Annotated in this window: 9 protein-coding genes; 6 read left to right on the plus strand and 3 right to left on the minus strand. The window is 63.0% G+C overall.

Annotated elements, in window-relative coordinates:
• Positions 1-23 precede the first annotated feature (23 nt).
• Positions 24-1,313 (plus strand): COG1361 S-layer family protein, encoded by a 1,290-nt coding sequence (locus tag CUJ86_RS03650; RefSeq protein ID WP_130646181.1) that lies wholly within the window; start codon positions 24-26, stop codon positions 1,311-1,313.
• Positions 1,310-2,056, plus strand: coding sequence for a glucose-6-phosphate isomerase family protein (locus CUJ86_RS03655; RefSeq protein WP_130646182.1), 747 nt, complete (start codon positions 1,310-1,312; stop codon positions 2,054-2,056). The genes CUJ86_RS03650 and CUJ86_RS03655 overlap by 4 nt, the downstream gene beginning before the upstream one ends.
• Here the strand turns inward: CUJ86_RS03655 and CUJ86_RS03660 are convergent.
• From CUJ86_RS03660 to CUJ86_RS03670, 3 genes are all read right to left on the minus strand, one after another.
• On the minus strand, positions 2,013-2,747 hold the full coding sequence (locus CUJ86_RS03660) for an NAD+ synthase (protein WP_130646183.1): 735 nt from the start codon (positions 2,745-2,747) through the stop codon (positions 2,013-2,015). The genes CUJ86_RS03655 and CUJ86_RS03660 overlap by 44 nt on opposite strands.
• An 84-nt stretch (positions 2,748-2,831) precedes the next feature.
• Positions 2,832-4,520, minus strand: a complete 1,689-nt coding sequence (locus CUJ86_RS03665; RefSeq protein WP_130646184.1) for a potassium channel family protein — start codon at positions 4,518-4,520, stop codon at positions 2,832-2,834.
• On the minus strand, positions 4,517-5,428 hold the full coding sequence (locus CUJ86_RS03670) for a TIGR00269 family protein (RefSeq protein ID WP_130646185.1): 912 nt from the start codon (positions 5,426-5,428) through the stop codon (positions 4,517-4,519). The genes CUJ86_RS03665 and CUJ86_RS03670 overlap by 4 nt, the downstream gene beginning before the upstream one ends.
• Positions 5,429-5,461: 33 nt before the next feature.
• Between CUJ86_RS03670 and CUJ86_RS03675 the strand changes: the two genes are divergently transcribed.
• The 4 genes from CUJ86_RS03675 to CUJ86_RS03690 all read left to right on the plus strand — a co-directional run.
• The gene (locus CUJ86_RS03675) at positions 5,462-6,319 is read left to right on the plus strand and encodes an RIO1 family regulatory kinase/ATPase domain-containing protein (RefSeq protein ID WP_130646186.1); all 858 of its coding nucleotides are present in this window, start codon (positions 5,462-5,464) and stop codon (positions 6,317-6,319) included.
• On the plus strand, positions 6,316-8,286 hold the full coding sequence (locus CUJ86_RS03680; RefSeq protein ID WP_130646187.1) for a DUF460 domain-containing protein: 1,971 nt from the start codon (positions 6,316-6,318) through the stop codon (positions 8,284-8,286). Before CUJ86_RS03675 ends, CUJ86_RS03680 begins: the two co-directional genes overlap by 4 nt.
• Positions 8,279-9,166, plus strand: a complete 888-nt coding sequence (thiL, locus tag CUJ86_RS03685; protein ID WP_130646188.1) for a thiamine-phosphate kinase — start codon at positions 8,279-8,281, stop codon at positions 9,164-9,166. The genes CUJ86_RS03680 and thiL overlap by 8 nt, the downstream gene beginning before the upstream one ends.
• 107 nt (positions 9,167-9,273) lie before the next feature.
• The coding region (locus CUJ86_RS03690; RefSeq protein WP_130646189.1) for a right-handed parallel beta-helix repeat-containing protein at positions 9,274-13,158 on the plus strand (3,885 nt) is incomplete at its 3' end.

Raw genomic sequence — 13,158 nt, forward strand, 5'->3', positions numbered from 1 at the left:
CACGAACAACACGGTGGATATACATGGATTCAAGGACCCTCCTTATCACAGGGCTGCTGGTGGCCGCACTCACCATGCCGGCCATGGCGGGGGTGGAGTACCTCTTCGGCAACCCCTCCCTCTCGGCAGCGATTTCAGGCACCAATGAGTTTTCCCCGGGTGATGAGGTGACCCTCACGGTGATTATCTCAAATGAGGGGATCAACCCCGTCATCCAGATCGATTCTGCCCCTCTCTCTCCGCCCGACGCCCCGAACCTCGCCAAACTGGTCGAGGCTGGCCTCGGCGCTGGCGATGCCCCGGTGACGGTGAAATCCGGTGCACAGCAGATCGGCGACATTGCGGGCGGTGTCAGCAAACCTGTCTCATTTGTCGTGAAATTCGACAAAAACGCCCCTGCCGGCACCTATGATCTGCCGCTCACCATCTCCTACACCTATGCGGACTGGACCGACGACGAGGGCGGCAACCTGATCAGGACCGGCTACCTCACGAAGACCGAGACGCTCTCCCTGCCGGTGACGGTGAAGTCAGACGTGAACCTTGAGGTCGACGATGTCTCCACCGGCTACCTCAATGTCGGCACCGAGGGCTACCTCACTGTGCGGATCACCAACATCGGCTATGAGCATGCCACAAAGGCGGTTGCCAAACTGGTGCAGGACGCCTCGAGCCCCCTGATCCCGACCGACGGTTCGGCCTATATCGGGGACTTCGGGCCAGGCGCCTCTGCCGAGGTCCAGTTCAAGGTTTCTGCATCCAACGATGCCGATGCCAAGACTTATCCGGTAGGGATCTTGGTGGAGTACCAGAAAGAGAATGGTGAGACCGCAAACTCGGACACCGAGACGATCGGCGTCCCTGTAGGCGGCAAGATCGACTTCAGCGTCGTCTCTTCCAGCACATCCGTGAGACCGGGTGAGAAGGCCACTCTTGAGGTCACCTATGAGAACACCGGTGCCGCCACGGCCTACAATGCCCAGGCCCGGATCAGTGCCGTCGACCCCTTCACCTCAAACGATGACACCGCCTATCTCGGCGATCTCGCTCCCGGGGAGACGGCGGTCGCCCGCTACTATGTGACGGTCGACAGTGAGGCGACGATCAAGGAGTACGGGCTGGACACCGAGATCCGCTACCGTGACGCCCTGGACAACAGCCAGATCTCCGACACCATGAAGGTGACGGTGTCGGTGGTGAGTCGCGATGGTGCCGCCGACATCTTCTCGAACCCGGTTGTGATTGTGGTCATCGCCGCCGTCCTGATCGGGGCCGGGTATTATATATACAGACGGCGCACCAACGGACAATGATCCCGTGGGAAGGACCACTGCCGGAGCCGGGCGCCCGTCGGCTTGCCGATATGGCTGATGTGCTGGCAGCACCTGAATATGCGGACCGGGACCCCTCCCGTCCCCTCTATTATATGTATCGTGATTGCGCCAGGAGCGATGAGGACCGACGCTGGCTTGCCGATCATGACGTCCGTTACGACATCACCGTCATCATGCCCGGCGTGATCGGGCCCGAACTGGTGAAGACGAAGGGGCATTATCATCCCGAAAATCCGGCGGGCGTTGGATTTCCTGAGGTGTATGAGGTGATGAGCGGGCGCGCCCATTTCCTGCTCCAGAATAGGGAGGCATCCTCCGTGCTGTTTGTCGAGGCCACCGCCGGAGAAGTCGTGGTGATCCCGCCGGGCTACGGGCATGTGACGATCAATCCCGGGGATGAGGATCTGGTGATGGCAAATCTGGTTTCGACCGCCTTTGCCAGCGAGTATGCTCCCTATGCACGTCTCGGCGGTGCGGCCTATTATGAGATGGAGGACGGGAGCATCGTGAAAAATAACAGATATCCTGACGCCGGTCCCGTGCGGCGGGCGGTGGCCCTGCCGGTGCCAGCGTTCGGGACGGGACCGGGGGTCCCGCTCTACACCCTCCTCGGCAGGGAGGAGTCGGTGCGGTTCCTGAACCATCCGGAGGACTACGCCGACGCCTTCAGCGGCTGCCTCAGAGATGCGGGGGAGGTGTCCGTTTGTGCCCAGATGCCCTGACGCGGGCGAGCACACGCTCCTGGACCGCGGTCTCCGCCTTCCACTCGTTTTTTTCCAGAGCCTGAAGGGCACTGTCGATCTCTGGATAGGAATGCCCCAGTTCGGCCTCGTCGGTCTGACCGGCCCAGAGCCCTGCTGAGGGTGCCCTGGTGAGGATCCGTTCCGGGAGCCCCATTTCCCGCCCCACCTCAAACACCTCCGTTTTATAGAGGTGGAGGATGGGCTGGATGTCGGCGGCGGCGTCACCGTGTTTTGTGCAGTAACCGAGCAGATATTCGGTCCTGTTCGATGTGCCGCAGACCAGGCGCCCCTCGCGGTTCGCCACGGCATAGAGGATCGCCATCCTGGTCCTGGCCATCAGGTTGCCGGTGAGGTAGGGGGTCTCGGTCAGCCCCGGGTAGCCGCGGTATGCCTCCATCACCGGTTCGATCGAGAGGTTCCTGTACTCGATCCCGATGGCCCGGCAGAGGTTTTCGGCGTCCTCGATATCCTCCTGCCGGGTTACGGCGCTCGGAAGGGTGAGTCCGACCACCCGTTCGGGGCCGATTGCACGGGCGGCAAAGGCGGCGGCGACTGCAGAATCAATACCTCCACTGACGCCGACAACGATGCCCGCAGCCCCGGCGCTCCAGACGGCGTGGCGTATCATGCCGTCCACCGCCTCCATAACACATCCAATCCTCTCTATCATAGCAGGAGCTGCATCCCAGGGGGGAAGCGCCTCTTCACCTCTGCGTACAGAGATGCGTTCGGTGTGTAATAGATTATTGGGGATTCAGATGAACCTGATAAAACGGCGGATGGCCGCAGGGTCGCCGACGGCGATGACGGCGTCGCCCTGCATCACTGTCTCGTCCGGTGCCGGACCGACGAGCGCCCGTCCCTCCCCTTCGATGCCGGCGATCCTGACGCCGCACCGCCGTTCGACCGTTTTCACCCTCACCTCGCTTCTCTTCAGTGCCCGCCGCATCACCACCCGTCCTCCGTCAGGGAGGTCGAGGAGCACCCGCACGATCCCGGCGAGGATGATGTCGGCGATGCTCTGACCGCCGATCGTCGGCAGCAGGGAGACGTAGTCGGCGCCTGCAAGGTAGAGTTTGTCGACGGCGGCATGGGAGTTTGCCCGTGCCAGGATCCGCAGGTCCGGGTTCAGGTTGCGGGCCATCAGGGTGGTGAAGACGGTGGCGTTGTCATCGTTCAGTGCCACGATGCAGGTCGTCGCCTCCTCGATGCGGGCGGCACGGAGGGCCTCCTCGTCCTCCGCCTCGCCGATGACATTGACGCGGTGGTCCTGCCGGTCGATGACCGTGCACTCCACACCGGCGTTGCGGAGTTCCCGGTATGCCGCCCGTCCCACATCCCCGTAACCCGCGATGACGGCGATCTCGTTCTCCTGTGCCTCGCCTGCGATCTCTTCCCTGAAGGCGCGGTTGATGTCCTCCTCCCGCCCCAGCAGGAAGAGCATCGTCGAGGCGTCGATCCGGTCCTCCCCGCGGGGGAACCGGTCAAACGATCCGCCCTTCCAGAAAAAGAGTACCGATATCCCGTAGCGTTCCGGAAGCGCCAGATCGGCGAAGGTGCGTCCGACGGCGCGGGAACCGGCCATCACGGGGACGCTCACCAGGGAGAGCAGGGAAAGACCGCTTTCCGTCTCGGCCGCTGTCCGGGATATGCCGAGAATGGTCTCGCCCGGACTGCCGGTGATGGCATGTCTGCCCAGGATCCGCCCTGCAACGGTCTTCGGGGAGAGGACGTACTCGGCGCCCGCATACCGGAGGTAGCGGTCATAGCCCAGGTTGTCCACCACGGCGATGATCCGGGCCTTTGTCATCCCCCTGACCCCCAGGATCACCGAGGCGGCGACCCCTTCGCGGGCACAGACCACCACGCTCCCGGCATCCGCAATCGATGCATTCCGCCAGGTTTCGGCGTCGGAAAAGTCCCCCCAGATGATTGCGGCCTGTTTTCTGTATCTCTGGAGGAGGTCTTCTGCCCTGCTGCGGTCCTCCTCCACGATCACCAGCGGCAGGTCGGCGATCTCCAGACTCTCGATCAGGGCCCTGATCCCCTCCCCTGACCCGACGATCACCACATGGTTCTCCATGGGTGCGGGCAGGCGGCGGGGCGGGGATGCGCGGATGTGTTCGGAGAGAGCGGGGGCGAGGAGGAGGGGAATGAACATGAAGATCAGGAACACCCCACTGATGATCATCACGATGGTGAACAGGATGGTGTATTCGCTCTCGAAAGGAAGGAGATCGCCATAGCCCACGGTGGTCACGGTCTCCACCACAAAGAGCACCGCCTCCTCCCAGGAGATCGCCTCCCCTTCCCAGACCGGATAGACCATATGCAGAATGACGGTGAAGACGAGGAGATATGCGGTGAACAACCCGAGGAAAAACAGGATGCGTGTTCTGGAGGATGATGTGAACCGTTTCCAGAGCGGGATTACCCTGCTCATCCTCCCCTCGCCTCCCGGATCAACTGGCAGGATCGGCAGACGCCGCTGAAGGGTTCGCCGCACTCCGGGCAGACCTGCAGGTCTGCCTCACCGGCATTGCAGATCTCGGGCACCTGATCGCCGAGGTTCTTCAGTGCATATTTCGTGGCCGGATGCCGCCATGCGTATTCGTTCAGGATAGCCCGGACATCTGAACGCAGGGCATTGTGGGCATAGGGGCATGACGCCTCCTCGAATCGCCCGATAGTGAGGTGGGCGTAGAGCGCCACCTCGCGCTCCGGGACGCCGGCAAAGGGTTTGATCCGCCGCACCACCCCTGGCAGCGGCGCCGGTCGGCGGATCAATCGTTCCGCATCGCCGCGCAGCACGTTCATCAGCACCGACTGCGCCTCGTCGTCCAGGTTCATTCCCATCGCCAGTTTCGTGGCGCCCAGGTCGCGGGCTGCCGTGTTCAGGCAGTGGCGGCGGATCACCCCACAGTAGGTGCAGGAGAGGGCGTCGCCTCGCATCTCGACGATCCGGTCGGTGGTGGTGCCGGCGATCTCCTGGAAGGTGACGCAGTGCCAGGGCACCCCGCAGGCCTCGGCGATCTGGTGCGCCTGTTCCGGGTGGCGGTATCCGGCGATCCCCTCGTCCACCGTCAGGGCCAGGATGGAGACGTCGCGGCGCTCCCCGAAGGTGCGGGTGAGAAAACGGAGCAGGGCGGATGAGTCCTTTCCGCCGGAGAGGGCGACGGCGATCACGTCGCCGGAGACGATCATCCGCTTCTGGCGGATCTCCCGTTTCGCCTTCGCCTCAAGGTCGGCGATGAAGTGGTCGCGGCAGAGGTGGAGACCTGAATAGCGCTGCAAGACTACGGCTTCCCGTCTGCACTTTGAGCACTGCATTGCCCCGACCCAGTCAAACATTTATCCTCCTGTCAGATATAACCTGAGGTACTCATGCCGCTTTCTCCAGAATATGTCAGACGACTGCACAAATACGACCTTCGTGTTCTTCTCGCCCTTGAACGATTGATGCAGCGCTACGAATGGGTGCCGGACGATGTGCTCAGGGCAGCGGCGCGGCTCTCGGAGAAGGAGCTCGCCTTCCGTCTGGCGCGCCTGATCGAGTGGGATATGGTCAGGCACGCCACCGTCCCCTATGCCGGATATGCCCTGATCTTTCCGGGCTATGATGCGATCGCCCTGCATACCCTCTCGCAGCGCGGCTCGGTCTCGGCCCTTGGCTCCCTGATCGGTGTCGGAAAGGAGTCGGAGGTCTTTTCAGGTCTCGGCCTTGGCCCCGTGGTGCTGAAGTTCCATCACGTGGGGCAGCAGTCGTTCCAGGCGGCCAGAAAGGAGCGGGGATATATGCCGGAAGGTGCTCACTGCCCCTGGATCTTCGCCTCGGCCCGTTCCGCCGAGCAGGAGTATGCCGCCCTCCAGCGGCTTTCTCCCGATGTGGCGGTCCCCCTGCCGATCGACCGCTCCCGCCATGTGATCGTGATGTCCGAGATCCCGGGCGCCACCCTGAACCGCTGCACCCTGGAGGCACCGGAGGAGGTGCTCGACGAGGTCCTGGAGAATGTCAGGATCGCCTACCGGAAGGGGGTGATCCACGGCGATCTCTCGGAGTTCAATATCATGGCCGGTGACGACGGCGTCTGGCTCATCGACTGGCCGCAGTGGATCGCCACCGATCACCCGAACGCGGAGGCGCTCCTCCGCCGCGACCTTGAGAACGTGCTCAGGTATTTTAACCGGAAATACCGGATAGAGTATCCCACCGAGGAGGCGGTGGGAGTGGTGATCGGGTGAAGGTCTTCGGGATCGACATCATCAGGGGGTCGGTGCGGTCGCGGACACAGCGCCCCGTCTATGCCCTTGTCGTGATCGAGGACGGCGAGGTGGTCGAGAGCACACAGGTGACGGCGTTCCGCCTCTCCCGCCTGGTCCGTACAGGGGAGCCCGATATCCTTGCCACTGATTCTGTGCAGGAGATCGCCCCCGACCAGCACGCCCTCGTCGCCTTCATGCAGACGCTCCCGCCCAGGACGGTGCTGGTGCAGGTGACGGGAGGCGAGCGCAAGGAGACCCTCCAGAAAGTGGCCGGGCGCTACAACATCCAGGTTGAACGCACCGATCCCTTTGCCGAGGCGGGTGCGGCGGCCAGGATCGCCTATCTCGGCGGCGGAGCGGCGGTGGTGGCCTTTGAGGACCAGACGGTGATCACGGTCTCCCGCCACCGCTCGCCGGGCAGGGGGGGATGGAGCCAGAACCGCTATGTGCGCAAGATGCATGGGGCGGTGCGCGATCGGGCGCGTGAGGTGGAGGCCCATCTGGTCGCCGCCGGTCTGCGCTATGACAAAACCGAACGCCTCGCCTTCGGTGGTTTTTCACGCGTGGACTTCACGGTCTATGCCCGTCGGGAGGCGCTGCCGGTGCGGACGTATTCGGGCGCTGATGTGCAGGTGCGGATCGAGGGGTGCCGCCTGGACCGCATCCGCTATGAACCGCTGACCGGGAAGCGGCGCTACCTGATCGTGGGGATCGACCCCGGGACGACGACCGGCATCGGTGCGGTGAACCTGGACGGCGAGGTGGTGGCGATCCATTCGTCCCGCGGCTACGGGACGGCGGAGATCATCGAGTATATCACCGGGATCGGAAAACCCCTGATAATTGCAAGCGATGTCCAGCCGATGCCCGATGCGGTGGAAAAGGTGCGTCGTGCATTTAATGCCATCCCGTATGCCCCCCCTTCCGACCGTCCGGTCAGCGAGAAGACCGAACTGACGGCCGGGACGGGGTATGCCAACCCCCATGAACGCGATGCCCTCTCCGCCGCCCTGGACGCATACCGTTCCCTGAAAAACAAGTTCCAACATATCGCCCGGAGGGTGCCGCCCGGAATCGACCTCGATGAGGTGCGGGCCGGGGTGCTGCGGGGCAGATCCATCGAGGCGGTTCTCGCCGACCTCTCCGGAAAAGAGGCGCCTCCCCCCCGGGAAGCGGAGGCGGCAGAGATAAAGGGGGAGGCTCCCCCGACGGACGAACGGGACGAGCGGATACTCCAGCTGGAGCGTCAGGTGCGCCGCCTCCGCGAGTTTGTGCAGGAACTCGAGGAAGGGATCGTGGAGAAGGACCGGGAGATCGCTCGGCAGAAGCAACAGATCCGGCGGGAACGCTCCGATCGTTCGAAGAACCTCCAGCGTGATACGGAGATCACGAAACGCGAGGAGATCATTAAAAATCTGAAAAAACGGCTTCGAAAAGAGGAAAAACGCAACAAAAGTCTGCTGAAACGGATCGAGCGGATGAAACGCCTTGAAGAACTGCAGGTGGGGGAGGGGCAGGTGCCGGTGAAGGTGATCCCCTCCCTCACCCATGACGCCGTGCGCGGACTCGTGGCAGACCTGGGGATCGATGCCGGGGATGTGATCTCGGTCGGGACGACGGGCGGGTGGGGGCGGAGCGTGGTGCGGGAGATCGCCGATGCACGGGTGGCGGCGGTGATCGTGCCGGGTGATGACCTGGATGCCCTCGATCCGCACCTGATCGCTGCGACGCTCGCCGCCTCCCTCCCCCTGGTGGCGGGGGGTGCGGTGGGTCTCCGCCTCGCCGGGAAGATCGGGACCGCCGATGAGGAACGGTTTGCCGCCGCCATCTCTGCATGGGAGGAGCGGGTGGAAAGGAATGAACGGGACAAGAAGGCGGCGATGCTGAACCAGGTCTTCAAGGAGTACAGGAGCGAGCGGGAGAAGGAGGTGCGGCGGCATGGATGAACGCGGCCTGATCCGATCTCTTGTCCCCCTTCTGGGATCGGCGGCGACGGCCGACGACTGTGCGGCGGTCAGGCACGGGGGGGAATGGCTCCTCCTCTCCACCGATATGCTCCACGAGACGACCGACTTCCCGATCGGGATGACGGACGTAGAGATCGGGTGGATGGCGGCGGCGGTGACCCTCTCCGACATTGCGGCGATGGGGGCGCGGCCCCTCACCCTGCTGCTGGCGACCGGTCTTGACCGTCCCGAACGCCTCGCCGGGATCACGGAGGGGGCGCTCGCCTGCTGCCGCGCCCATGGCGCCGATCTCGCCGGCGGCGACACCGACGCCCATACCGAACTGACGATCGTCTCCACCGGTCTCGGGACCGCTGCCTCTCCGGTCCGGCGGAGCGGGGCCCGTCCCGGGGACCTCATCTGCGTCACCGGGTATCTGGGCGGGGCGCAGGCGGCGCTCTCGGGCCATGATCAATACTGGCGACGCCTGATCGAACCGGTGCCGCGGGTGGCGGAGGGTCTCGCCCTCAATGCCGCCGGGGTGACGGCGATGATGGACATCTCGGACGGTCTTGCCCTCTCCCTCCACGACATGCTGGCGGTGAACGAATGCGGGTTTGCTGTGGATTCGGCCCGTCTCCCGCGGCCGGGCGGCGTCCCTGAGGACGAGGGGCGGGAGTTCGCCCTCTATGGCGGCGGGGACTTCGAACTCCTGTTCACGATCCCTGCTGAACATTTCCCGGTGGTCGGGGTGGATGCGACGGTGATCGGGGCGGTGGTGGCGGAACGGAGCGTCACGGTGGACGGGGCGCCCCTGCCCGGGCGGGGGTATATGCACTGCTGGGGGAGTTCGCCTGACCAGAATCCGGATTTTAGGTGATATTTCCTGAATCTCGCGGTGGCGGAATCTCAAATATTAAAAAGGTTTATTCTCCGGGGTATCGATTCAAGATAGACCATATGGGGGGTGGTGCGAGGTGAGATCTGATGAGACATGGCAGCGAGGTGCTGATCGGCACCCTCATTCTTCTGGCGCTCTGCCTTGCCCCGGCGGCATCGGGCAGTGCGGCTGACGGCTTCAACGGCACTTTCATTCACGTGCCCGCCGACTACCCGTCGATACAGGCGGCGATCGACGCCGCCTCCGACGGCGACAGGATCGTCGTGGAGAATGGAACCTATAACGAACACCTGGACGTCACGGCGTCGGTGATGATCGCCGGCGTCGGCATGCCGGTCGTGAACGCCAGCGGCACCGGGACGGCGATCACGGTCTCCGCAGACGGGGTATGCCTCTCCGGCATCGCCGCCACGGCTTCGGGTTCGGTCTGGAACAGCACCGTCTGGGATGCTGGCATCCGGGTCCTGGGGGACGACGCCCTCATCGAAAACTGCTCCTCGATCCGGAACGCCGGGTTCGGCATCTATGTCTCTGATGTTGCGGGTGTGTCGGTGGTCAATGCCACCTCCCTGATGAACGGCAGGACAGGATATTATGCCATCGATGCACTCTCCCCGTCGCTCACCGGCAGCCTGATCGCCGGAGGGGAGGCCTCGGGCGTGTACATTTCGTCCTGCTCCGGCGCCTTCGTTCAGGACAACGAGATCTCCGATAACGATGGCTACGGTGTGGCCGTACGCTACTCTACCGGTGCCACCGTTGCCGCCAACACGGTCCATGCCAACAGGAATACAGGTATCGAGACGGATAAGATCAACGATGCCGTGCTGGAGGGCAACGCCGTCTCCGACAACGGGAGGTTCGGGATCGCTCTCTGGGATGCCGCCGGTCTTTTGATGCAGGGCAATGTGATGAACGGGAATGCCTGGAATTTCGATTATGCTGGTGATGACCCGGCGCCGAAGAACAGCATCGACACCTCCAACACCGTCGACGGTCTCCCGGTTGTCTACCTCGAGGGGGAGTCTGGGATGACGATCGACTCCTCCGTCAATGCCGGTCTGGTCTGCTGCGTCGGCTGCGACAATATGAGCGTTGAGGGCCTGACGTTCCAGGGCGACGGGTATGGTGTCGGTCTCTTCTCGACACGGGACAGTGGCATCGAGGGGTGCACCATCACCGATACCTATGAAGGCATCTGTCTCTCCAATGTCAGCGGGACCCATATCGAGGGCTGCTCGATCACCTCCTCGGGGATGAACCAGTGGCTGCTCGATATCGACGGGGCGTCAAACTGCAGCCTCGTCGGCAACACGCTGGAAGGCTTCGGCAATTCCAGCATGGGGCTGTTCGGTGCATCGGGAATCGCGTTCACCGAAAACACCTTCCGGTTCACCGGTTCTGGTGATGATCCGGTGTATATGTACGTCATCGGTCTTACCAACAGCAGCATAACAGAAAATCTACTGGATTTCTCCGGGGTGGACCCCTATCTGGGCACCTTCCAGAACAACGAGATCTACCTGAATGACATCACCTTCCCGGCACCGGCGGCACTTCCGGCATCTGAATGTTCTATCGAGGAAATACCTGCCGCTCACGCCCGCGCCCTGTCCATGCCTGACGTCTCCAGACCGGATGCGGCGGCGACTGACGTCTATAGCACGTCGGTAGAGGAGGTCTCGACCGGGAACATCTGGCACTCTCCCGACCCGGTCTACTACCGGTATGACGGCGTCCTCTTCCGGAACCTCACCGGTAACCACTGGAACCTCTACGACGGCACCGACGCCAACGACGACGGCATCGGGGACTCGCCTTATATCATCGGCATCGAGGAACAGGACGACTACCCCCTGATGACGTCGTTTGCCGCCTACACCGCCCCCCTGACGATCTACGTCCCGCAGGACGTCCCGACCATCGGGGAGGCGCTCACAATCGCACAGGACGGTGATTCCATCGTGGTTGCGGCCGGCACCTACAACGAATCGGTCGTGATCAACCGGAGCGTCACGCTCAGCGGTGAGGGAATGGCGGTGATCGCCTCGGACGTGGGCGTCTCTCTCTATGCAGACGGCGCCGTCTTCGAGGGTTTCACTGTCACCGGTAATGCCACAGAAACCGTTGGCATTGATATCGCCGCCGCCGATGTCGTTGTGCGGGACACCGTCGTGACCGGCACCTGGCTCGGCATTGGGGTTGCTGAATCCGGCAACCTCACCCTCTCGAATAACACGATGGCGAACAACACCTTCAATTTCGCCTACGTCGACACCGATCCCTCCCCCGGCAACAGCATCGATACCTCCAACACCGTCGACGGGCGCCCGGTCGTCTACCTTGAGGGCGCCTCCGATGTCGAGATCGGTCCCGACGCCGGCGCCGTCGTCTGTGTGGGCTGCACCGATGTGCTGGTGGACGGACTGGCGCTGTCGGATTCCTATGTCGGGTGTGCGTTCTTCTCCTGCACCGATGTGGCCGTGATCAACATCACGGCTGAGGCCTGCTGCTATGGGGTGGTCGCTCTTGATTCAGAGGGCGTTCTTCTGGATGCTCTCTCCATCGACGCTCTGGATGCAGGATTGATGCTTTCAGGTTGTGATGGGTGTACCGTCGCGGACAGCGTAGTCAGTGCCGGCATAGGGGTTGAAATGGCAGAAAGCACCAGCCTGGCTGTATTTGGTTCCACAGTGGCAGGCTATTATGGTGTTTTCGGCTTTGGTGTTGAGAACTGCAGTCTGACCGGGAACACGGTCTCAGGAGAGATTTTCGGAGGGGCATGTATTGGCATGGATAACTCCTCGGTGACTAAAAACACCTTCTCCGGGTATCTCCCCCTGTTGGCTTCAGGAACGGACACCGCTGTCTACCTGAACAGCATGCTCTTCCCCGAACCGATGGAACCCGAAATGATGGAGTCTGTCTGTCAGCAGACCGGGGTGCCGGCCTGGAGCGGAAGTACGCGGCTGGATGGGTATTTCCAGGAGCAATCTCCCTTCTTCACCGGACAGGCGGCGTTCCCCCGCCAGGAAGCGGTCGAGGATTCAGGCCTCCTCTGGAACTCTCCTGAGGAGCGGACCTACCGCTACAACGGCAGCGTCCACACCAATTTCACCGGCAACTACTGGAGCACCTACAATGGCACCGACTCAAACGGCGACGGCATCGGGGATGAGGGCTTTGAGATCGTGGAGAACCTCACCGACTCCTACCCGCTGATGGAGCGTTTTGAGGGATATGCGGCCCCTCTGGCCCTGTTTGAGGCGGTGCCGACCACCGGCGCCGCCCCGCTGACCGTGCGGTTCACCGACACCTCGGCAAACGAGCCCGACACCTGGTCCTGGGCGTTCGGAGACGGCGCCGTCTCCGCAGAAGAGGACCCGGTGCACACCTATACACAGACCGGCACCTATACCGTTCTCCTGAACGTCTCCAATGCCTACGGCGCCGACACCATCACCGGCACCGTCACGGTGACGGCGGCATCAGGCGGGGGCGGGAGTTCCTCGTCCTCCTCGGCGGGGTCGGCGAGCAGTCTCTCTGCCGGCACGCCTGCGGTGATCCCCTTCAGGTCAGGGACCACCCCGGTTTCTGCGGTGGAGATCACCCCCGCCGGGAGCATCCCGTCGGTGCTGGTGACGGCCGATTCGGTCTCCCTCCCCTCAGATGTCCCGGTTCCCTCGGGTGAGGTCTATGACTGCCTCCAGATCCAGGTCTATCATGCCACCGACGACGAGATCGCCTCCGGCGTGATCGATTTCTCGGTCTCAAAGGCATGGCTGGATGAGCGCAACCTCTCCCCTGAGGACATCGCGGTCTGGCGCTATCATGACGGCGTATGGGAGCGCCTCAAAGTGGAAGTGACCGGCGAGAGCGGTGACGCCTTTACCTTCCGGGCCGAAACACCGGGCTTCTCGTATTTCGCCATCACCGCCCTGCCGGAGAAGGCCCCGGTCGTAGCAGAGAAT

Origin of the sequence: Methanofollis fontis, from assembly GCF_004297185.1 — an archaeon.
In the GTDB taxonomy this organism is placed as follows: Archaea; Halobacteriota; Methanomicrobia; order Methanomicrobiales; family Methanofollaceae; genus Methanofollis; species Methanofollis fontis.